Annotated in this window: 20 protein-coding genes; 14 read left to right on the top strand and 6 right to left on the bottom strand. The window is 67.1% G+C overall.

Translation table 11 applies throughout. The annotated features are described in order from the left end of the window. Nucleotides 1-113: 113 nt before the first annotated feature. From E2F46_RS08100 to E2F46_RS08085, 4 genes are all read left to right on the top strand, one after another. A complete protein-coding gene (locus E2F46_RS08100; protein ID WP_133321567.1) occupies nt 114-1,112 on the top strand; it encodes a DNA-directed RNA polymerase subunit alpha in 999 nt (332 codons plus the stop codon). 296 nt (nt 1,113-1,408) lie between these two features. Next, a complete protein-coding gene (gene rplQ, locus E2F46_RS08095; protein ID WP_133321566.1) occupies nt 1,409-1,783 on the top strand; it encodes a 50S ribosomal protein L17 in 375 nt (124 codons plus the stop codon). Nucleotides 1,784-1,907: 124 nt separating this feature from the next. Then, nucleotides 1,908-2,408, top strand: coding sequence for a disulfide bond formation protein B (locus tag E2F46_RS08090; protein ID WP_133321565.1), 501 nt, complete (start codon nt 1,908-1,910; stop codon nt 2,406-2,408). A gap of 72 nt (nt 2,409-2,480) precedes the next feature. Continuing rightward, nucleotides 2,481-3,875: a class II 3-deoxy-7-phosphoheptulonate synthase gene (locus E2F46_RS08085; protein ID WP_133321564.1), complete on the top strand. Its 1,395-nt coding sequence runs from the start codon at nt 2,481-2,483 to the stop codon at nt 3,873-3,875. A 491-nt stretch (nt 3,876-4,366) separates the two neighbouring features. On the opposite strand, the gene E2F46_RS08080 is transcribed toward E2F46_RS08085, so the two are convergent. Next, a complete protein-coding gene (locus E2F46_RS08080) occupies nt 4,367-4,825 on the bottom strand; it encodes a DUF2127 domain-containing protein (RefSeq protein ID WP_133321563.1) in 459 nt (152 codons plus the stop codon). Nucleotides 4,826-4,854: 29 nt separating this feature from the next. Next, entirely contained in the window at nt 4,855-6,684 is a 1,830-nt protein-coding gene (gene typA, locus E2F46_RS08075) for a translational GTPase TypA (RefSeq protein WP_133321562.1), read from the bottom strand. Between the two features lie 121 nt (nt 6,685-6,805). Here typA and E2F46_RS08070 point away from each other — a divergent pair, with 121 nt between their 5' ends. From E2F46_RS08070 to E2F46_RS08055, 4 genes are all read left to right on the top strand, one after another. Next, nucleotides 6,806-7,300, top strand: coding sequence for a peptidylprolyl isomerase (locus E2F46_RS08070; protein ID WP_133321561.1), 495 nt, complete (start codon nt 6,806-6,808; stop codon nt 7,298-7,300). Between the two features lie 118 nt (nt 7,301-7,418). Next, the gene (locus E2F46_RS08065; protein ID WP_133321560.1) at nt 7,419-8,624 is read left to right on the top strand and encodes an aminotransferase class I/II-fold pyridoxal phosphate-dependent enzyme; all 1,206 of its coding nucleotides are present in this window, start codon (nt 7,419-7,421) and stop codon (nt 8,622-8,624) included. A gap of 9 nt (nt 8,625-8,633) precedes the next feature. After that, the gene (locus E2F46_RS08060; protein ID WP_133321559.1) at nt 8,634-8,990 is read left to right on the top strand and encodes a glutaredoxin family protein; all 357 of its coding nucleotides are present in this window, start codon (nt 8,634-8,636) and stop codon (nt 8,988-8,990) included. A 43-nt stretch (nt 8,991-9,033) separates the two neighbouring features. After that, complete coding sequence (locus tag E2F46_RS08055) at nt 9,034-10,020, top strand: malate dehydrogenase (RefSeq protein WP_133321558.1); 987 nt, start codon at nt 9,034-9,036, stop codon at nt 10,018-10,020. Nucleotides 10,021-10,101: 81 nt separating this feature from the next. Here E2F46_RS08055 and E2F46_RS08050 read toward each other — a convergent pair whose 3' ends face one another. Beyond that, on the bottom strand, nt 10,102-11,442 hold the full coding sequence (locus tag E2F46_RS08050) for a M14 family zinc carboxypeptidase (RefSeq protein WP_165967398.1): 1,341 nt from the start codon (nt 11,440-11,442) through the stop codon (nt 10,102-10,104). A gap of 55 nt (nt 11,443-11,497) precedes the next feature. Next, the gene (locus E2F46_RS08045) at nt 11,498-12,751 is read right to left on the bottom strand and encodes a citrate synthase family protein (RefSeq protein ID WP_133321556.1); all 1,254 of its coding nucleotides are present in this window, start codon (nt 12,749-12,751) and stop codon (nt 11,498-11,500) included. Between the two features lie 122 nt (nt 12,752-12,873). Between E2F46_RS08045 and prpB the strand changes: the two genes are divergently transcribed. From prpB to prpF, 6 genes are all read left to right on the top strand, one after another. Next, complete coding sequence (gene prpB / locus E2F46_RS08040) at nt 12,874-13,755, top strand: methylisocitrate lyase (protein WP_133321555.1); 882 nt, start codon at nt 12,874-12,876, stop codon at nt 13,753-13,755. A gap of 216 nt (nt 13,756-13,971) precedes the next feature. Next, nucleotides 13,972-15,129, top strand: coding sequence for a bifunctional 2-methylcitrate synthase/citrate synthase (gene prpC / locus E2F46_RS08035; protein WP_133321554.1), 1,158 nt, complete (start codon nt 13,972-13,974; stop codon nt 15,127-15,129). Nucleotides 15,130-15,282: 153 nt separating this feature from the next. Next, the gene (acnD, locus tag E2F46_RS08030) at nt 15,283-17,898 is read left to right on the top strand and encodes a Fe/S-dependent 2-methylisocitrate dehydratase AcnD (RefSeq protein WP_133321553.1); all 2,616 of its coding nucleotides are present in this window, start codon (nt 15,283-15,285) and stop codon (nt 17,896-17,898) included. 43 nt (nt 17,899-17,941) lie between these two features. Then, a complete protein-coding gene (locus E2F46_RS08025) occupies nt 17,942-18,406 on the top strand; it encodes an SRPBCC family protein (RefSeq protein ID WP_133321552.1) in 465 nt (154 codons plus the stop codon). Nucleotides 18,407-18,493: 87 nt separating this feature from the next. Continuing rightward, nucleotides 18,494-19,045 carry a 2'-5' RNA ligase family protein gene (locus E2F46_RS08020; RefSeq protein WP_133321551.1) on the top strand — a complete coding sequence of 184 codons (552 nt, stop codon included), beginning with the start codon at nt 18,494-18,496 and terminating at the stop codon, nt 19,043-19,045. Nucleotides 19,046-19,074: 29 nt separating this feature from the next. After that, entirely contained in the window at nt 19,075-20,265 is a 1,191-nt protein-coding gene (gene prpF, locus E2F46_RS08015) for a 2-methylaconitate cis-trans isomerase PrpF (protein ID WP_133321550.1), read from the top strand. A gap of 27 nt (nt 20,266-20,292) precedes the next feature. Here prpF and E2F46_RS08010 read toward each other — a convergent pair whose 3' ends face one another. Beyond that, on the bottom strand, nt 20,293-20,898 hold the full coding sequence (locus E2F46_RS08010) for a glutathione S-transferase family protein (protein WP_133321549.1): 606 nt from the start codon (nt 20,896-20,898) through the stop codon (nt 20,293-20,295). Between the two features lie 110 nt (nt 20,899-21,008). Next, nucleotides 21,009-21,467 carry a cell wall hydrolase gene (locus E2F46_RS08005; RefSeq protein WP_133321548.1) on the bottom strand — a complete coding sequence of 153 codons (459 nt, stop codon included), beginning with the start codon at nt 21,465-21,467 and terminating at the stop codon, nt 21,009-21,011. Nucleotides 21,468-21,523: the final 56 nt, after the last annotated feature.

Raw genomic sequence — 21,523 nt, 5'->3', positions numbered from 1 at the left:
CCCATCCACGGCCCGCGCCACCCCGCGGGCCACCCCTTGGCGACAAGGGGCTCCAAGCGCCCAGAGCCGCCGCGTCGACGGGCGCGGCGGACCAGCAGGAGAAGCAACGAACCATGACCGTTACCGCCAACCAAGTCCTGCGCCCCCGCGGCCCCCAGATCGAACGCCTCGCCGGCAACCGTGCCAAGGTCGTGATCGAGCCGCTCGAGCGCGGCTATGGCCACACCCTCGGCAACGCGCTGCGCCGCGTGCTGCTGTCGTCGATCCCGGGTTTCGCGATCACCGAGGTCGAGATCGACGGCGTGCTGCACGAGTACAGCACCATCGAAGGCCTGCAGGAAGACGTGCTCGAGGTGCTGCTCAACCTCAAGGACGTCGCCATCCGCATGGGCACGGGCGACAACTCGACGCTCAGCCTGAGCAAGCAGGGCCCGGGCGTCGTCACCGCCGCCGACATCAAGACCGACCACAACGTCGAGATCCTCAACGGCGACCATGTGATCTGCAACCTCACCAAGGACATGGCGATCAACATGCGCCTGAAGATCGAGCGCGGTTTCGGCTACCAGCCGGCCGCCGCCCGTCGTCGTCCCGATGAGGAAAACCGCGCGATCGGCCGGCTGATGCTGGACGCGTCGTTCTCGCCGGTGCGCCGCGTGGCGTACGACGTCGAGGCCGCCCGCGTCGAGCAGCGTACAGACCTCGACAAGCTGGTGCTCGACATCGAGACCAACGGTACCATCGACGCCGAGGAAGCCGTTCGCACCGCCGCCGACATCCTCACCGAACAGCTGTCGGTGTTCGGCGACTTCACCCACCGCGAGCGTGGTGGCCAGAAGGCGCAGGCCCCGGGCGTCGACCCGATCCTGCTGCGTCCGATCGACGACCTCGAGCTGACCGTGCGTTCGGCCAACTGCCTCAAGGCCGAGAGCATCTACTACATCGGCGACCTGATCCAGAAGACCGAAGTCGAGCTGCTGAAGACCCCGAACCTCGGCAAGAAGTCGCTAACCGAGATCAAGGAAGTCCTCGCGCAGCGCGGCCTGGCACTGGGCATGAAGCTGGAAAACTGGCCGCCGGCCGGTGTCTCCAACCACGGCATGCTTGGGTGAGGTAGCGCGGCTGCGAGCCATTGGCTCGCGCGCTGCCGAACGCCCGGGCAGGATGACCGGGCAGGGCTTTCCGGAGCCCGAGCTGTTTCGCCATGGATGGCAGCGACAAGCCTTGCAGCACAGCTTCAGCAGTCAGCAACACACGCCGACGGACCTGAAGGTCCGCGGCATCCCCGGCCCAGGGAATGGGCCGGACAGGGCCAGCGCAGTCCGACCGCCCTTGATCGAAGGGCACACGCCGGGAAGGCGACAGCGAACCACAGCCGCCACATCATTCAACATCAGGAACCAAGACCATGCGCCACCAGAAAGCCGGCCGCAAATTCAGCCGCACCAGCGCCCATCGCCAGGCGATGTTCACCAACATGGCCGCGTCGCTGATCAAGCACGAGCTGATCAAGACCACGCTGCCGAAGGCCAAGGAACTGCGCCGTGTCGCCGAGCCTCTGATCACACTGGCCAAGGTCGACAGCGTCGCCAACCGCCGCCTCGCCTTCTCGCGCCTGCGTGACAAGGAAGCCGTTGGCACGCTGTTCACCACGATCGGCCCGCGCTACCAGGCGCGCCCGGGTGGCTACCTGCGCATCCTCAAGTGCGGCTTCCGCAATGGCGACAACGCGCCGATGGCGTATGTCGAACTGGTCGATCGCCCGCAGGCGGCCGCCGAGTAATCCAGACGTCGCACCTGCTTCCACGCAGGCGTCCCGACGCACGCAGACCCCGGCCGATGGCCGGGGTTTCTGTTTGTGGCGACGACGCGGGATAATCCACGGATGTCCCGCCACGTCGATGCCGATGAATCCCTTGCGCTGGTCCTTCCGTAGCCGCTTCCTCGCGGGCGCCGCGACCTGCTTCGCGCTGGTCGGCTTTGCCATCTATTCGCAGCTGCAGTGGGGGCTGGAGCCATGCCCGCTGTGCATCTTCCAGCGCATCGCATTCGTGGCGCTGGGCGTCGTGTTCCTGGTCGGTGGCGTCTTCGCACCGTCGGGCCGCGGTGGGCGTGGCACCTGGGGCGTGCTGGCCTTCATTGCAGCCGCAGTCGGCATGGGCATCGCCGCGCGCCACGTCTGGATCCAGCTGTTCCCGCCGGATATCCCGTCCTGTGGCGCGCCGCTGTCGTTCCTGCGCGAAACGATGGGCACGCCCGACCTGATCCGCAAGGTACTCACAGGCACCGGCGATTGCGGCCTTGTCGACTGGACGTTCCTTGGCCTGTCGATGCCGGCGTGGAGCCTGGTGTGGTTCATCCTGCTGGGGGCGTGGGCACTGCTGGCGGGTTTCGGCAAGCGCCGCTGAGGATCGTTGCAGCCGAAATTGACGCGACGCAACAACCTGTCATCATGGCCCGGCAAACATGATGGCAACACGATGAACCAGCCCGACCGCAGCCTCCGTCCCGTCACCGTCGCGTCCGAATGGGCGCCGGACAGCTGGCGCGCGCGTCCGGCGCTGCAAATGCCCGCGTATCCGGACGACGCGGCGCTGGCCGAGGTGCAGGATGAGTTGCGCGCGTTGCCGCCACTGGTCACGTCGTGGGAAATCATGGCGCTCAAGCAGCAGCTGGCCGAGGCGCAGGAAGGCAAGCGCTTCCTGCTGCAGGGCGGCGACTGCGCGGAGAACTTCAGCGACTGTTCGTCGGAGGTGATCTCCAACCGGCTCAAGGTCTTGCTGCAGATGAGCCTGGTGCTGGTGCACGGGCTGCGCATCCCGGTGATCCGTGTCGGTCGTTTCGCCGGCCAGTACGCCAAGCCGCGCTCGGCCGATACCGAGGTGCGCGGCGACGTCACGCTGCCCAGCTACCGCGGTGATATCGTCAACCGCCCGGAGTTCACCGCCGACGCCCGCATTCCCGATCCGCGGCGCATGATCAAGGCGCATGCGCGTTCGGCGATGACGATGAATTTCGTTCGCTCGCTGATCGACGGCGGCTTCGCGGACCTGCACCATCCCGAGTACTGGGGCCTGGACTGGGTGGGCGATTCGCCGCTGGCCGAGGAATACCAGCGCATGGTGTCAGGCCTGGGCGACGCAGTGCGCTTCATGGAAACCCTGGTCGGTTCGCAGATCCACGACCTCAAGCGCGTGGATTTCTACACGTCCCACGAAGCGCTGCTGCTGCCCTACGAGGAAGCGCAGACCCGGCAGGTGCCGCGGCAGTGGGGCTGGTTCAACCTCAGCACGCACTTCCCGTGGATCGGCATGCGCACTGCGGCGCTGGATGGCGCGCACACCGAGTACTTCCGCGGCATCCGCAACCCGGTCGCGGTGAAGGTGGGGCCGTCGGTGACCCCCGACCAGTTGCTGCGACTGATCGACGTGTTGAATCCGGACGACGAGCCGGGCCGGCTGGGCCTGATCCATCGCATGGGCGCCGCGCACGTAGCCGACAAGCTGCCGCCGCTGCTCGACGCGGTGAAGCGTGAAGGCCGCCGCGTGCTGTGGATCTGCGATGCCATGCACGGCAACACCGAGTCGACCAGCAACGGCTACAAGACGCGCCGCTTCCACAACATCCGTAGCGAGATCGAACAGTCGTTCGACATCCACGCGGCGGCCGGCACGCGCCTGGGTGGCGTGCACCTGGAACTGACCGGCGAGGATGTCACCGAATGCACCGGCGGCGCGCGGGAACTCACCGATACCGACCTGGAGCGTGCGTATCGTTCGACGGTCGACCCGCGGCTCAACTACGAACAGTCGCTGGAGATCGCGATGGCCATCGTGCGCAAGCAGTCGCAGACCGGGGTTACTGCTTTGCGCTAGAGCGGTTCTGGTTAGGCTGCCTACGCACCGTCATTCCGGTTTGCGCCCCCTGGTTCGGAACGGACTCTCGATCCGCGCCATACCAAAGGCTTCCGCCTTTCGGTGGGTCACTTTTCACTTTTCGAATGGCGAAGCCGTTTTAGGGCAAGAGCGTTCCGCCCTGAAGGGCGGGTTACTTTCTTTGCTGGCACGCTGCGAAGCGAACGGCGAAGCCGGTCAAGAAAGTAACCAAAGAAATGCCTTTCCCCGACGGAGCTCACCGGTCGAGTCTGTCTCGACGGGATTTTTCGACAGGATATCCATGTCCTGTCGAAAAACGGCTGGCGTCCTGCCTGCCGCCCTCCGGGTCTTCCAGTAGCGTTGCTGCTCTACGTAGACCCACTGTCCAACAGCCGTCATCCCGGCGAAAGCCGGGACCCGGCGTCTTTCGCTTGTTGTGACGGAAGAGGCACTAGGTCCCGGCTTGCGCCGGAGTGATGGCTTCGGAGCCGTTACCGTCTGCGCCGTGCGATGTCGCGCGCCAGGATGGCGACGATCAGCAGGTTCAGCAGCAGCACGCCCCAGGTCAGCCAGTCGGGGTGGCGCCACAACGCATACAGTTCGAACGGGATGTAGGCCGCTGCGCCAAGGCAGCCCAGCCATGAGGCCCACACCCGGTGGTGCCAAAGTCCCCAGGCCTCGACCAGTCGCATCAGCCCATAGAGCACGATGACCAGGATGGCGACGTCCACGGTCTCCGTGGTGATCCGGTCCAGCAGGGACGGGCGTGCGCCGTCGGCATCCATCACATGCAGTGCCGCCATCGCATTGCCAACCGATGCCCGCAGCGACGCCGGGCCGACGATGGCGAGTGCCGTGGCGGCAGCCAGGGCGAGCAGCCCTTTTGCGGCCTCGAACAGCGCGATGGCGCGGATGCTGCGCGCGCCATCATTGACGACCGTCGTGGCCATGTCCTGCAACCCCGATCGGTGGGGTGGGATCAGGCCGCGCGGCTGGCGCGCTTGCGATCGCTTTCGGTCAGCAGCTTCTTGCGCAGCCGGATTTCCTTCGGCGTGATTTCGACCAGCTCGTCGTCGTCGATGAAGTCCAGCGCCTGCTCCAGCGAGAACTTGATCGCCGGGGTCAGCGCGATGGCGTCATCCTTGCCCGACGCACGCATGTTGGTCAGCGGCTTGGTCTTGATCGCGTTGACGGTCAGGTCGTTGTCCTTGGAGTGGATGCCGACCAGCTGGCCTTCGTACACATTGTCGCCTTCGGCGGCGAACAGCTTGCCGCGCTCCTGCAGCGGGCCCAGCGAGTACGCCGGCGTGGCGCCAGGCGCATTGGCGATCATCACACCGTTCTGGCGCTTGGCGATGGCGCCCTGTTCCTTCGGGCCGTAGTGGTCGAACACGTGGAACAGCAGGCCCGAACCCTGGGTCAGCGTCTTGAATTCGTTCTGGAAGCCGATCAGGCCCCGCGCCGGGATCATGTAATCCAGGCGCACGCGACCCTTGCCGTCGGGCTCCATGTTCTTGAGCTGGCCCTTGCGGATGCCCAGCTTCTCCATCACGCCGCCCTGGTGCACTTCCTCGACGTCGACGACGAGTTGTTCGATCGGCTCCATCAGCTGGCCGTCGATCTCCTTGATGATCACTTCCGGTCGCGATACCGCCAGTTCGAAGCCCTCGCGGCGCATGTTCTCGATCAGCACCGACAGGTGGAGCTCGCCGCGGCCGGAGACCAGGAACTTGTCGGCGTCCTCCAGCTGTTCGACCTTCAGCGCGACGTTGTGCACGGTTTCGCGCTCCAGCCGGTCCTTGATCTGGCGGCTGGTCAGGAACTTGCCGCCCGACAGGTCCTTGTTGCCGGCGAACGGCGAGTTGTTGACCTGGAAGGTCATCGAGATGGTGGGCTCGTCGACGGTCAGCGCCGGCAGCGCCTCGGGTGTGTCCAGCGCGCACACGGTGTCGGAGATGGTGAGTTCCTGGATGCCGGAGATGGCGACGATGTCGCCGGCTTCCGCGCTGTCCTGCTCGATGCGCTCCAGGCCCATGAAGCCCAGCACCTGCAGCACCTTGCCCTGGCGCTTCTTGCCCTCGCGGTCGATCACCGCGACCGGCATGTTCTTCTTCAGCGTGCCGCGCTGGATGCGGCCGATGCCGATCACGCCGACGAAGCTGTTGTAGTCCAGCTGGCTGATGCGCATCTGGAACGGACCGTCGGGGTCCACCTCGGGCTTGGGCGCGTGCTGCATGATCGCTTCGTACAGCGGGGTCATGTCGCCGTCGCGCACGTTCTCGTCAAGCGAGGCATAACCGTTGATCGCGGATGTGTACACGATCGGGAAGTCCATCTGCTCCGGCGTGGCGCCGAGGCGGTCGAACAGGTCCCAGACCTGCTCGACCACCCATTCCGGACGCGCGCCGGGACGGTCGATCTTGTTCACCACCACGATCGGCCTGAAGCCCATCGCGAACGCCTTCTGGGTCACGAAGCGCGTCTGCGGCATCGGGCCGTCCATCGCGTCCACCAGGATCAGCACCGTATCCACCATCGACAGCACGCGCTCCACCTCGCCGCCGAAGTCGGCGTGGCCGGGGGTATCGACGATGTTGATGCGGTTGCCTTGCCAGGTGATGGCGGTGTTCTTGGCCAGGATGGTGATGCCGCGCTCCTTTTCCTGGTCGTTGCTGTCCATCACGCGCTCGGCGAGGACGGTGCGCTCGTTCAGGGTGCCGGACTGCTTCAGCAGGCAATCGACGAGGGTGGTCTTGCCATGGTCGACGTGGGCGACGATGGCGATGTTGCGGAGGCGTTCGATGGACATGTGCACGGGGCTCGTGGAGGCCGCACCCGGTGCCGGAGGGGCAGGGCGCGGGGAAGCCGGAAGGGAAGCCCGCTATTATAGCCGGTCTACCGGCCCATCCGGGCACCTGGAGCTGAATCGCATGAGCCTGTTCGCCACTTTCGATACCACCCGCGGCCCCATCAAGGTCGAGCTGTTCGCCGACAAGGCGCCGCTGACGGTGGCCAACTTCGTCAACCTGGCCCGCCATGGCTTCTACGACGGGCTGGCGTTCCATCGCGTGATCGCCGACTTCATGATCCAGGGCGGCTGCCCGGAGGGCTCCGGCCGCGGTGGCCCGGGCTACCGCTTCGAGGACGAGACCAGCAATGGCGTCAAGCACGACCGCGGCGTGCTGTCGATGGCCAATGCCGGGCCCAACACCAACGGCAGCCAGTTCTTCATCACCCACATCAAGACCGACTGGCTGGACGGCAAGCACACCGTGTTCGGCAAGGTGGTGGAAGGCCTGGATGCGGTGGATGCCGTGCAGCAGGGCGATGCGATCAATTCGGTGCGCATCGAGGGTGATGCCGACGCCGCCCTTGCGGCGAAGGCCGACCGCGTCGCGGAGTGGAACCGCATCCTCGCGGCCTGATTGGCGCCCCTGGCGTGCGCGGCCGGGACGCCCGGCCGCGCACCGGCGCTGTGTTAAAATCGCCGCTCTTTTCCGGCCCTGCGCCGGACCCCCACACGCCGCCACGAGAGGTTCCGCGATGCCGCAACTCGCCCGCCGCATGGGCCGTGCCAAGCCCAGCGCCATCATGCTCGTCGCCGAAAAGGCGAAGCAGCTCAAGGCCGAGGGCCGCGACATCATCAGCTTCTCGATCGGCGTGCCGAACTTCCTGCCGGGCGCGCATGTGTACGAAGCGGCACGCGCTGCGCTGGACAAGGACTCCGGGCAGTACGGCAGCAACCGCGGCGCCGACGCGATGCTCGATGCCTTCCTCAAGCACGTGGAAGGCATCGGCCTGACCGGGTACGCCCGTGCCAACTGCGCCAGCGGCATCGGCGCCAAGCACGTGATCTACAACCTGTGCGAGGCGCTGCTGGACGAAGGCGACGGCTTCGCGTTCGCCACGCCGTACTGGACCAGCTACATCGACATCGGCGAAATCCTCGACGCCGACATCCAGTTGCTGCCGTGCCCGCCCGAACAGGACTACAAGCTCACGCCCGAGCAGCTCGACGCCGCGCTGGCGAAGAAGCCCAAGGTGTTCCTGTTCAACAACCCGTCCAACCCGACGGGCATGGTGTACACCAAGGACGAGATCGCCGCGCTGGCCGACGTGGTCGCGAAGCACCCGGACACGTGGATCATCACCGACGACATTTACAACCGCATGGTGTTCGATGGCGTCGGTTACCACAACTTCCTGCACGCGCGCCCCGAGTTGCGCGACCGCGTGATCTTCGTCGACTCGCTGTCGAAGACCTACGGCATGCCGGGCTGGCGCGTGGGCTTCATGGCCGGCCCGGAGGCAGTGGCCAAGGCGGTCACCACGCTCAACTCCAACCACATCACCAACATCCCCGAAGTGACCACCGCGGCCGCGGTCGCCGCGCTGACCGGCCCGCAGGACGTGCCCGAGCAGAAGAACGCCGAGTTCCAGGCCAAGCGCGACCAGGTGATGGCGGTGCTGGCGCAGATCCCGGGCGTGGTCTGCCCGAAGCCGCAGGGCGCGTTCTACGTGTTCCCCGACATCAGCGTGGCCTTCGGCAAGACGCATGGACCCACCGGCGCGAAGATCGCCAACGACGTGGACCTGTGCAATGCGTTGCTCGACGCCAAGGGCGTGGCCTGCGTGCCAGGCTCGGCGTTCGGCGAGCCGCGTGCGCTGCGGATCAGCTACACCTGCCCGACCGCGCAGCTGGCGCCGGGCATGGAACGCATCCGCGAGTTCTTCTCGGAACTGGGCTGAGCCCCGGCGATGCGTGCGCTGGTGTTGCTGGTGCTGCTCGCGCTGGTTGGCGGGTTCCTGCACCTGCGCGGACAGGCCGCGCCGGAACTGCATCCGGATGATCCACGCCATGCCACCGGCGACGATCGCATCGTGATGCTGGCCGCGGAATGGTGCGGCTATTGCCGCAAGCAGCAGAAGGATTTCGAACTGGCCAACGTGCGCTATCGCATCCTGGACGTTGACACGCCGGAAGGCGACCGCGCGATGCAGGCGATCGGCGCGCGCGGCGTTCCTACCACCGTCATCGGCCAGGACGTGGTGCGTGGCTACGACACCGCGGCGCTTTCGGAAAAACTGACCCCGCTGGGCTATCGCGTGTACTGAAGCGCGATGGCCCGGCACTCCCACGTTGCATGAGGAAAGATCGATGAAAGCTCCCGTACGAGTTGCCGTGACCGGCGCCGCAGGCCAGATCGGCTACGCCCTGTTGTTCCGCATCGCCTCGGGCGAAATGCTGGGCAAGGACCAGCCGGTGATCCTGCAACTGCTGGAACTGCCGCTGGACAAGGCCCAGGCCGCGCTGAAGGGCGTGATGATGGAGCTGGAGGATTGCGCGTTCCCGCTGCTGGCCGGCATGGTCGGCACCGACGATCCGGAAGTCGCGTTCAAGGACGCCGACGTGGCCCTGCTGGTCGGCGCGCGTCCGCGCGGCCCGGGCATGGAGCGCAAGGACCTGCTGCTGGAGAACGCCAAGATCTTCACCGCCCAGGGCGCGGCGCTGAACAAGGTGGCCAGCCGCGACGTGAAGGTGCTGGTGGTCGGCAACCCGGCCAACACCAATGCCTACATCGCGATGAAGTCGGCGCCGGACCTGCCGGCGAAGAACTTCACCGCCATGCTGCGCCTCGACCACAACCGCGCGCTGAGCCAGCTGGCCAACAAGGCCGGCGTGGCCGTGGGCGACATCGAGAAGCTGATCGTGTGGGGCAACCACAGCCCGACGATGTACCCCGACTACCGCTTCGCCACCGTGGGTGGCGCATCGCTCAAGGACCGCATCGGCGACGACGACTGGAACGCGAACGACTTCATCCCGAAGGTCGGCAAGCGCGGCGCGGCGATCATCGAGGCGCGCGGGCTGTCGTCGGCCGCGTCGGCCGCCAATGCCGCCATCGACCACGTGCGCGACTGGGTGCTGGGCAGCGACGGCAAGTGGGTGACGATGGGCATTCCGTCGGATGGTTCCTACGGCATTCCCGAAGGCGTGATCTTCGGCTTCCCGGTGATCACGAAGGACGGCGAATACACGATGGTCAAGGACTTGCCGGTCGACGATTTCAGCCAGAAGGCCATCGACAAGACGCTCGCCGAGCTGGAGGAAGAGCGCAGCGGCGTGTCGCACCTGCTCGGTTGATCGACGCGACGCGCATGATGAACGAAAAGGCCGGGATTCCCGGCCTTTTCTGTATCTGTAACGAAGTGTGGCGGGCGCCGCTCAGGGGCGCGGGTGCGCGGGATCGACGTCTCGCTTGAGCGTCCACACGATGTCGCGGCCTTCCGGATCGCGGCTGAGGTGGAAGTGCGCCGGCGCGCCGGTGACGATGCGCTTGTGCGCGATGCGGCCCTCGGCATCGGCGATGGGCACGAGGTAGAGGCCGCTGGCGTCGATGCTGTGGCGGGATGGACTGTCGGCCAGGTCGCCGACATCGCTGATCGTGCCGCCCTGTTCCGCCAGTGGATGGCGGAAGCCGACCATCACGTCCGCGCGCACCGGGGGCAGTCGATCCGACACCACGGTGCCGCCACGGATCGCAAGATCCGGCCAGACCGCGCCGTTTTCCGGCAGTTCGCGGTACACGCCGTGCGGTACGCCGGCGTGGCTGCCGCTGGCGATGCTGTCCAGGCCCGCGAGCATGGCGATGAAGGTGTGCTTGCGTAGCAACTGCTTCTGCGGATCGCCCTCGATGCCGCCGGCTTCCAGCAGCACCGTGCTGCTGCCCCAGTGCGTGGTCATGTCGCCGAACCCGCGCGGGTTGAAGGTTTCGTCCCAGCGCGCCAGGTGGCCAGACAGCGACGGTTCCAGCGCCGCACGGATCATGCCGGCGACTTCCATCGCGCGGCCACGTACCTCGTTCACGTCGTTCGCTTCGTTGTAGGCCGGTGCCAGCAGCGCCACGGCGACGCCGCGTTCGGAGTCGCCTGCGCGATACCCGGGCCGCTGGTCGTGCAGGTTGAAGCCGAAATCCGGTGCCAACGCGTCATGCAGGGCCTTGAGTGCCTGACCTTCGGGCGTGGCGAGGTCCCGCGCATCGCGGTTGACGTCCACGCCCTGCGCGTTGCGGCGCTGGAAGCGCGCGGCACCATCCGGATTCACGATCGGGAAGAAGTGCAGGGTGGTACGTTCGCGCAGGCGCTGCACGATGGGGTGGCGCGGGTGTTCGCCGAGGAAGCGGAACAGGTCGGCCAGCGCCATCGTCGCGGTGCTTTCATCACCGTGCATCTGCGACCACAGCAGCACGCGGGTCTTGCCGCGGCCCCAGGACACGTGGCGCAGCGGGCGCTCCTCGGCACTGCGGCCGATCTCGCGCATGGCGAAGCCGTTGCGCGACGACAGCAGGGGTGTGGCGATTTGCCACCAGTGTTCCGGTGCGAACGTGCGGTCTTCGAGGCCTGCGACCCGGAGGTCCGCATCGTACAGCGCTTCAACCTCGGCCAGCCACGCGGGCGCGGCGGGCACCGGAGTGGGTGTCGATGTCGTGGCGTGGGCGTCGTTGGCCGTGGCGGGCATGGACAGGGACAGCGCGAGGAAGGCGGCAAGCAGGAGGGTGGCGTGCATTGTGGCGGTTGTCATCCGTGGTTGTCGTGCAGGGTCGGCAGGGGTCGGCATGAAGTCAACCGATCGCGGATGTGGCTGCATCGCCTGCCTCCGGATCCGATGGCGTCTCCGGGGGCGTGCCGATGTAGCGCGCGCGTGGGCGGATCAGGCGTCCGAGTTCCTGCTGCTCCAGTGCGTGCGCCAGCCAGCCGGCCAGACGTCCGGCGGCGAACATCACCAGCGCGTGCGAGCCGGGCAGGCCGTGCACGAAGCACAGCGCCGCAAGCATCAAATCGATGTTCGGCCGTTGCCCGCTGGCATCGAAAGCGCCTTCGATCATCTCCTCGAGGCCGCGCATCGCGGCGGCATTCTGCGTCGCGCGCAGCATCGCCAGCAATTCGGTGGCGCGCGGGTCGCCATCGGGATACAGCGCGTGGCCGAAGCCCGGCAGGTCGTCGCCGCGACGCCAGCGTTCGGCGATGTGCTGCGCGGGCGAGGGGGCGTCGAGGGCATCGACGATCAGCGCGTGCGCACGCGCCGTCGCGCCGCCATGGCGCGGGCCGGACAATGCCGCCAGGCCCGTGCATGCGGTGGCGTGCAGGTGTGCGCCAGTGGACGCGACCACGCGCGCGGCGAAGGCGGAGACGTTCAGTTCGTGGTCGGCGCAGACGACCAACGCGGCGCGGACCAGGTCGGCGAAGCCGGCATCGCCGGGGCGCCAGCGCCGCGCCAGTACCTGGTGCACGGGGGCGTCGCTTGGCGTGGCGCCGACCAGCAGCGCTGCGTTCTGGCGCAACAAGGTTGCCGCCACGTCGCGCCGTACCGCGGGCGAGGCGTTGAAGGAATGGCGCACGTCCAACGCCAGCAGCGGGATCGACGCCATCGCGCGTTCGAGCGGTGGCAACTGCGTGTTGCCGGCCACGGCACGGACAGTCCCGGGCCACTCATCGGACACGGCGCTCGCGAATGGGTCGTCGCCGCCGCAGTCCCACAGCAGCCTCGCAGTGTCCTCCAGCGTCGCGCCTTCGCGCACCAGCGCCGTTGCCGAGCGGCCGCGGTACCACGGGCCATCGGGGCGGATCAGCGAGATCCGCGTTTCCATCACCGGCAGCCCGCGATCCAGGCTTTGCGCTGCGCCGCGCGCGGCCCCGCGGCCGGCACGCTTGCGCTGCACCAGCTTGTCGATGTCGGTGCGGCGATACACGCGGCTGCGGTGGTCGGCGCCCGGGCGTGACTGCACCAGCCCACGGCTCACGTAGGCGTAAAGGGTGGCCGGGCTGACGCCGAGCCGCTCGCAGGCATCGTTGGCGGGGATGAACTCGTCTTGCATGGCGACATATTGATTCAATCCATCAAGATTGATCAACAGGTCCGCCGGTGCGACATTAACCTCCGACCCCGGCGGAAGCGGCAGGATGCCCTGCCGACCCGCACGGGCAGGAGCCAAGCGACATGAGCCGTTCTTCCGCTGGCGCTGCCTTCCGCGCCGCCCTCGCCGCCGAATCGCCGCTGCAGGTGGTGGGCGCCATCAATGCCAACCATGCGTTGCTCGCCCGGCGTGCCGGCTACCGGGCGATCTACCTGTCCGGCGGCGGTGTCGCCGCGGGCTCGCTGGGCCTGCCGGACCTCGGCATCAACACGCTGGAAGACGTGCTGGTCGACGTGCGTCGCATCACCGACGTCTGCGACCTGCCGCTGCTGGTCGACATCGACACCGGCTTCGGACCGAGCGCATTCAACATCGAGCGCACGGTGAAGTCGCTGATCAAGGCCGGTGCCGCGGCCTGCCACATCGAAGACCAGGTGGGCGCCAAGCGCTGCGGCCATCGCCCGGGCAAGGAGATCGTGACCCAGGGCGAGATGGTCGATCGTGTCAAGGCTGCCGCCGATGCGAAGACCGACGCCGATTTTTTCCTGATTGCGCGCACCGATGCGATCCAGGTCGAAGGCGTGGACGCCGCGATCGAGCGCGCGATCGCCTGCGTCGAGGCCGGTGCCGACGGCATCTTCGCCGAGGCCGCCTACGACCTGCCCACCTACCGGCGTTTCGTCGACGCGGTGAAGGTGCCGGTGCTGGCCAACATCACCGAGTTCGGCAAGACGCCGCTGTTCACCCGCGATGAACTTGCCTCGGTGGGCGTGGCGATCCAGCTGTATCCGCTGTCGGCGTTCCGCGCGATGAACAAGGCGGCGGAGAACGTGTACGAAGCGATCCGCCGCGATGGCCACCAGCAGAATGTGGTCGACACCATGCAGACGCGCGAGGAACTGTACGAGCGCATCGGCTACCACGCCTTCGAACAGAAGCTCGACGCGTTGTTCGTGAAGGAATGAGGGAGCCTTGCCGCCCGTGCAGCGACCCGGACTGGTCGGCCGGCGGGCCGGACAGGGCGGTTGCCCCGTCCGGTGCCCTCCGGCGCGTGCTGGCGCGGCCTTGCGACCGCTTCATGCCAATCAACGCAGCCCGGCCGCCAGCGCGGCCATCGTTCCACGCGATTGCCTGATGCGGGCCCGAGGCGGCCCGCCCGACGTTTTCCAGGAGAACCACCCATGACCGAAACCACGCCCGCCACGCCCTTCAAGCCGAAGAAGTCGGTTGCCCTGTCCGGCACCGCCGCCGGCAACACCGCGCTGTGCACCGTCGGCCGCACCGGCAACGACCTGCACTACCGCGGCTACGACATCCTCGACTTCGCCACCACCAGCGAGTTCGAGGAGATCGCTCACCTGCTGGTGCACGGCAAGCTGCCCAACCGCGCCGAACTGGCCGCGTACAAGGCGAAGCTGAAGTCGCTGCGCGGCATCCCGGCGGCGGTCAAGGCCGCGCTGGAGGAACTGCCGCCGTCGGCGCACCCGATGGACGTGATGCGTACTGGCGTGTCGGTCCTGGGCTGCGTGTCGCCGGAAAAGGACGACCACAACCATCCCGGCGCGCGCGACATCGCCGACAAGCTGATGGCGTCGCTGGGCTCGATGCTGCTGTACTGGTACCACTGGAGTCACAACGGCCGCGCCATCGACGTGGAGACCGACGACGACTCCATCGGCGGCCACTTCCTGCACCTGCTGCATGGCGAACCGCCGCGCGAGAGCTGGGTGCGCGCCATGCATACCTCGCTGATCCTGTATGCCGAGCATGAATTCAATGCGTCCACGTTCACCGCGCGCGTGATCGCCGGTACCGGCAGCGACATGCATTCCTGCATCACCGGCGCCATCGGCGCGCTGCGCGGCCCCAAGCACGGCGGCGCCAACGAAGTCGCGTTCGAGGTGCAGAAACGCTACGACACGCCGGACGAGGCCGAAGCCGACATCAAGGCGCGGGTGGAGCGGAAGGAAGTGGTGATCGGCTTCGGCCATCCCGTGTACACCACCGGCGATCCGCGCAACGAGGTGATCAAGCAGGTGTCGAAGGACCTGTCGACCGAGCAGTCGAACATGAAGATGTACGCCATCGCCGAACGCCTGGAGTCGGTGATGTGGGACATCAAGAAGATGTTCCCCAACCTCGACTGGTTCAGCGCCGTCAGCTACCACATGATGGGCGTGCCGACGGCGATGTTCACGCCGCTGTTCGTGATTGCGCGGACCAGCGGCTGGAGTGCGCACGTCATCGAGCAGCGCATCGACGGCAAGATCATCCGTCCCAGCGCGAACTACACCGGGCCTGAAAACCTGGCGTTCGTTCCGATCGACCAGCGCGACTGACCTGCTTCACTCCCTCCCCCGCGAGCGGGGAGGGCCGGGGTGGGGGCCAGCCATCGCGTCGCTACACAACGCGCGCTGCGCGCGCGTCGCCATCCCAACCTTCCCCCCGCGTGCGGGGGAAGGGGCTTACTCCCTATTTCCGAGTCGCCAGCCATGAACAGCCAGCACCGCAAGCCGCTCCCCGGTACCGATCTCGACTGGTTCGACGCGCGTGCCGCCGTCGAAGCGCTGCGCCCGGGCGCGTGGGCCACGTTGCCGTATACCGCGCGCGTGCACGCCGAGAACATCGTGCGTCGCGCCGACGCGGCGAAAGTCGACGACTACCTCGGCCAGCTGGTCGAGCGTCGCCGCGACCTCGACTTCCCGTGGTTCCCTGCGCGCGTGGTCTGCCACGACATCCTGGGCCAGACGGCGCTGGTGGACCTCGCGGGGTTGCGCGATGCCATCGCCGCACAGGGAGGCGACCCGGCGCAGGTGAACCCGGTGGTGCCGGTGCAGCTGATCGTCGACCATTCGCTGGCGGTGGAATGCGGGGGCTACGACCCGGACGCGTTCACCCGGAACCGCGCGATCGAGGACCGGCGCAATGCCGATCGCTTCCACTTCATCGACTGGACCAGGCAGTCGTTCAAGAACGTCGACGTGATCCCGCCGGGCAACGGGATCATGCACCAGATCAACCTCGAGAAGATGTCGCCCGTGGTGTACGTGCAGGACGGGGTGGCGTTTCCCGATACCTGCGTCGGCACCGACAGCCACACGCCGCATGTCGATGCGCTGGGCGTGGTCGCCATCGGCGTGGGTGGGCTGGAGGCGGAGAACGTGATGCTGGGCCGCGCCTCGTGGATGCGCACGCCGGAAATGGTGGGCGTGGAGTTGTCGGGCAAGCCGGCGCCCGGCATCACCGCCACCGACATCGTGCTCGCGCTGACCGAGTTCCTGCGCGAGTCGAAGGTGGTGGGTGCCTACCTCGAATTCCGTGGCGAGGGCGCGGCGGCGTTGACCATCGGCGACCGCGCCACCATCTCGAACATGGCGCCGGAATACGGCGCCACCGCGGCGATGTTCTTCATCGACGACAACACGCTGGACTACCTGCGCCTGACCGGCCGCACCGACGAGCAGGTGGCGCTGGTCGAGACCTATGCGAAGGCCGCGGGCCTGTGGGCGGACGACCTGGCCGATGCGCAGTACGAGCGCACGCTGCATTTCGACCTGTCCACCGTGGTGCGCAACATGGCCGGGCCGTCGAACCCGCATCGCCGCCTGCCGACCAGCGCACTGGCCGAGCGCGGCATCGCCGATGCCGCCAAGCTGCAGGCGGGCAGGGACGAGCAGGCGCAGGGGCTGATGCCCGATGGCGCGGTGATCATCGCCGCCATCACCTCCTGCACCAACACCTCGAATCCGCGCAACGTCATCGCCGCCGGCCTCTTGGCGCGCAACGCAGTGGCCAAAGGCCTGGTGCGCAAGCCGTGGGTGAAGACCTCGCTGGCGCCGGGCTCGAAGGCGGTGCAGTTGTACCTGGAGGAATCGGGCCTGCTGCCGGACCTCGAACAGCTCGGCTTCGGCATCGTCGCCTTCGCCTGCACCACCTGCAACGGCATGAGCGGCGCGCTCGACCCGAAGATCCAGCAGGAGATCATCGAACGCGACCTGTACGCGACCGCCGTGCTGTCGGGCAACCGCAATTTCGACGGCCGCATCCATCCCTACGCCAAGCAGGCCTTCCTGGCGTCGCCGCCGCTGGTCATCGCGTATGCCATCGCGGGCACCGTGCGCTTCGACATCGAGAAGGATGCGCTGGGCTTCGATGCCGAGGGCAACCCGATCACGCTGAAGGATCTCTGGCCGGGCGATGAAGAGATCGACGCGGTGGTCAAGGCCAGCGTGAAGCCCGAGCAGTTCCGCCAGGTGTACGGCCCGATGTTCCAGCTGCGGGTGGAGTCCGGCGAACCGGTCGCGCCGCTGTACGACTGGCGCCCGCAGAGCACCTACATCCGTCGGCCGCCGTACTGGGAAGGCGCGCTGGCCGGGGAGCGCACGCTGCGCGGCCTGCGGCCGCTCGCGGTGCTGGGCGACAACATCACCACCGACCACCTGTCGCCTTCCAACGCGATCCTCGCGTCCAGTGCCGCGGGCGAATACCTGGCGAAGATGGGCCTGCCGGAAGAAGACTTCAATTCCTACGCCACCCATCGCGGCGACCACCTCACCGCGCAGCGCGCCACCTTCGCCAACCCGAAGCTGGTCAATGAAATGGCGGTGGTGGACTGCGCAGTGAAGCAGGGCTCGCTGGCGCGCATCGAGCCGGAAGGCAGGGTAGTGCGCATGTGGGAGGCCATCGAAACCTACATGGAGCGCAAGCAGCCGTTGATCATCATCGCCGGTGCCGATTACGGGCAGGGTAGTTCACGCGACTGGGCGGCCAAGGGCGTGCGCCTTGCAGGCGTGGAAGCCATCGTCGCCGAGGGTTTCGAACGCATCCACCGCACCAACCTGGTCGGCATGGGCGTGCTGCCGCTGGAGTTCAAGCCCGGCACCACGCGGCTGACGCTGGGCATCGACGGCACCGAGACCTTCGACGTGGTCGGCGAGCGCCACCCGCGCGCCGAACTGACGCTGGTGGTCCATCGCCGGAATGGCGAAGTGGTGGAGGTGCCGGTGACCTGCCGGCTGGATTCGGACGAGGATGTTTCGATCTACGAAGCGGGAGGCGTGCTGCAGCGTTTCGCACAGGACTTCCTGGAAACGTCGAAAGCGGCCTGAGCCGTTCGTCGTATCGGTACACCCAACCCGAAGGAGACCGATCATGTCCGACAATACCGCCCCCGGCACCGTCCGCCTGCACCGCGTGCTGCGCGCGCCGCCTGAGCGTGTCTATCGCGCCTTCCTGGACCCGGACGCGATGGTGAAGTGGCTGCCGCCGCACGGCTTCACCGGCAAGGTCCACGCGATGGATGCCCGCGTTGGCGGCGGCTACAGGATGTCGTTCACCAATTTCAGCACCGGGTCCAGCCATGCCTTCGGCGGCACCTACGTGGAGCTGGTGGACAACGAATTGCTGCGCTACACCGACCAGTTCGACAATCCCGGATTGCCGGGCCAGATGCAGGTGACGATTGCGTTGAAGAAGAGCGTTGCCGGCACTGAACTCAACGTGGTGCAGGAGGGTATTCCCGCCGCGATCCCGGTGGATTTCTGTTACCAGGGCTGGCAGGAGTCGCTCGAGCTGTTGGCAAGGCTGGTAGAGCCGGAAATCCCCGATGGAGCGTGAGTTCGGGTGATGGCGTCGAGAGAGTCGATGAGGGAGTCCGCGCGCGGGAACCGCACGAACGCAGCAGCGGCGCCACGTCTGCTGCTGATGGCCTTGCCTCCGCCGACATGGGTGGAGGGCACGCTGCGTCGCCTTGTCCAGTTGGAGGTGCCGCAGCGACTCGGAAGTCGCCTGTTCGTGCCGGAGAACTGGCATCAATCCTTCTCCGAGCGCATCTACTCGCCCAGTGCGCGGGACAAGGATGCCTTGTCGAAGCTGGGCAAGACGCTTTCCGCGCACGCATGCACCCTGCATTTCAACCGCGTGGAGGGGCCGCGTGCCGGGGCGGACAGGGCGCATTGCACCCTGCGTGCACGCGGAGTCCCCAAGGCGTTTTCATCGCTGCTCCGGCAGGTGCGGCAGGGTCTGGTGCACGCGGGCTACGAGGGCATCGCCACCGGGGTCACGCCGCACATGACCCTGAGTTACAACGCATCGGACGCTTTCGACACGCTCGCCCTCGATCCGCCGATTGCCTGGACCATCGACGAGCTCTGCCTGGTCGTTGGCGGTGGCGATCCGTATCGCTACGAAGTCATCGACCGGTGGCCGCTCCTGCCGGAGATCGATCCTCCCGTTGCGCAGCCCGGGTTGTTCTGACCCGCCACTCCATCCATCCGGAATTTTCGATGACGTCCAAACGCCAGCTCCGCATCCCCGCCACCTACATGCGTGGTGGCACGTCCAAGGGGGTCTTCTTCCGGCTCGAAGACCTGCCCGCGCAGGCACAGGCCCCCGGCCCCGTGCGCGATGCGCTGCTGTTGCGCGTCATCGGCTCGCCCGACCCGTATGGCAAGCACACCGATGGGATGGGCGGGGCGACCTCGAGCACCAGCAAGGTGGTGATCATTTCGCCGGCCACGCAACCCGGGCATGACGTGGACTACCTGTATGGCCAGGTGCCGATCAACGATGCCTTCATCGACTGGAGCGGCAACTGCGGCAACCTGTCTTCGGCGGTCGGGCCGTTCGCCATTGCCAACGGGTTCATCGACGCGGCACGCATTCCCGACAACGGCATCGTGACGGTGCGCATCTGGCAGGCCAACATCGGCAAGACGATTGTCGCGCATGTGCCCGTGGCTGGCGGCGAGGTGCAGGAAACCGGCGATTTCGAGCTCGATGGCGTGACGTTCCCGGCGGCGGAAGTGCAGCTGGAATTCATCGATCCCGCGGATGACGGCGAAGGCGAGGGGGGCGCAATGTTCCCGACCGGGAACCTGGTCGACGAACTGGACGTGCCAGGCGTGGGAACCTTCAAGGCCACGCTGATCAATGCCGGTGTGCCGGTGGTCTTCGTCGATGCCACGGCGCTTGGCTACGACGGCACCGAACTGCAGGGCGCGATCAACGAGGATGCCAACGCGCTCGGTACGCTGGAAGCCATCCGCGCGCACGGTGCGGTGCGCATGGGTCTGGTGGCTGACGTCGCAGCGGCGGCCAAGCGTCCGCTGACGCCGAAGGTTGCGTTCGTAGCGCCGCCCAAGGACTACGTGTCATCGAGTGGCAAGCCGGTGGCCGCAGCGAACATCGATCTGCTGGCGCGCGCCATGTCGATGGGCAAGTTGCACCACGCGATGATGGGCACCGCCTCGGTTGCCATCGCGACGGCGGCCGCAGTGCCGGGAACGCTGGTGAATGCAGCCGCCGGTGGCGGCACGCGCGAGGTGCTGGTCTTCGGCCATCCCTCCGGTACGCTGCGCGTGGGCGCGGACGTCGCGCAGGTGGATGGCAAGTGGGCGGTGACGAAGGCGGTGATGAGCCGTAGTGCGCGTGTGTTGATGGAAGGTGCGGTGCGCGTGCCGGGCGACGCCTTCTGATCGCCGCGCCGGCACGCACGCAGTGCGTTAGATGCCTTCGGCCTTGAGCGCGGCCTGCACGCCGGCATCGTTGCGCATGCGCTCGAAGTGCGCGGCCAGGTTCGAAAGGCCACCAAGGTCCACCTTCATGCCCTTCGCCCAGCGCGTGACCACGAACAGGTAGGGGTCGGCGATCGAGCGGTCGCCGACCAGCCAATCCTTGCCCGCGAGCTGCGTGTCGATGCGCTCGAAAAAGCCGCGGAGCTTCGCGCCTGCGGCCTCCTTCGTTTTCGCGGCCACATCTTCACCCAGCCACGCGGTGCTGCCGAAGTAGGGATGGAACGCGGGATGCACGTCGGCATTGAGCAAGGCAAGCCAGCGGTTCACTTCGGCGCGGCCTTCCGGCGTGCCATCACCGCCCAGCCTCGCATCGGGGAAGGCGTCGGCGAGATAGTTGAGGATGGCAGCGTTCTGCGTCAGTACCCAGCCATCGCGCTCGAACACCGGAACGGCGCCGGCGGGGTTGAGTGCCAGGAATTCAGGCGTGTTGCGCTGCTCGCGCGTGACCAGCACGGCCTCGAAGGGCTGGCCGATCCACTGCAGGGCAATGTGGTCGGCCAGCGAACAAGCGCCCGGGGAGGTGTAAAGCTTCATCGGTATCCGGCTCCAGTAGGGGAGCCGAATCATGCGCCGTCACGGGGCATGCGATGTGCCGTGCAATGAAACGGACCATGTCGTCCATGCGTCGACCGGCGCGCGCGCCATCAGCCCTCGCGTGGACGCAGCCTCTGCACCCGCAGGAAGGTGTGGTCGCCGATGGTCGCGACCTGGTAGGCATTGCGCCAGCTGGGTGCGGCGATGGCATGCGCCATGAAGTGGCTGGCGCCGGGCACGATCTCCTTGCGCTCGCCCGGTGGCAGGGCCCAGTTGCGCTCGGATTCGATGGCGATGCTGACCGCCTGCGCCCAGGCTTCGGTGTTGCCGAGGCGGGTGCGCGGCGACACGATGGTCGGCGCGAACTGCTTGCGCGCGGTCACCACGTCGCACATCGAGTCGCCCCACAGGCCGCTTTCCTCGCGGCGCAGCGCGACTTCGGCCACGGCCTGCTGGCCACGGGCGGACTGGTCGCGCGCTTCGAGGTAGACCGTGGCGCTCAGGCAGAGCGAATCGGCGGCTTGTGGTGGAAGGACGGAGGCCAACCACAGGATCCAGGCCAGTTGCATCGGGAAACTCCTTGCTGCGTTGCGCCCGCTTGGGTGCGCTCCGGTCCCCGTGCAGG

Origin of the sequence: Luteimonas aestuarii (genome assembly GCF_004357985.1) — a bacterium.
Lineage (GTDB): Bacteria > Pseudomonadota > Gammaproteobacteria > Xanthomonadales > Xanthomonadaceae > Luteimonas > Luteimonas aestuarii.
The sequence above is the reverse complement of the archived record's forward strand: the minus strand, read 5'-3'. Positions and strand labels throughout refer to the sequence as shown.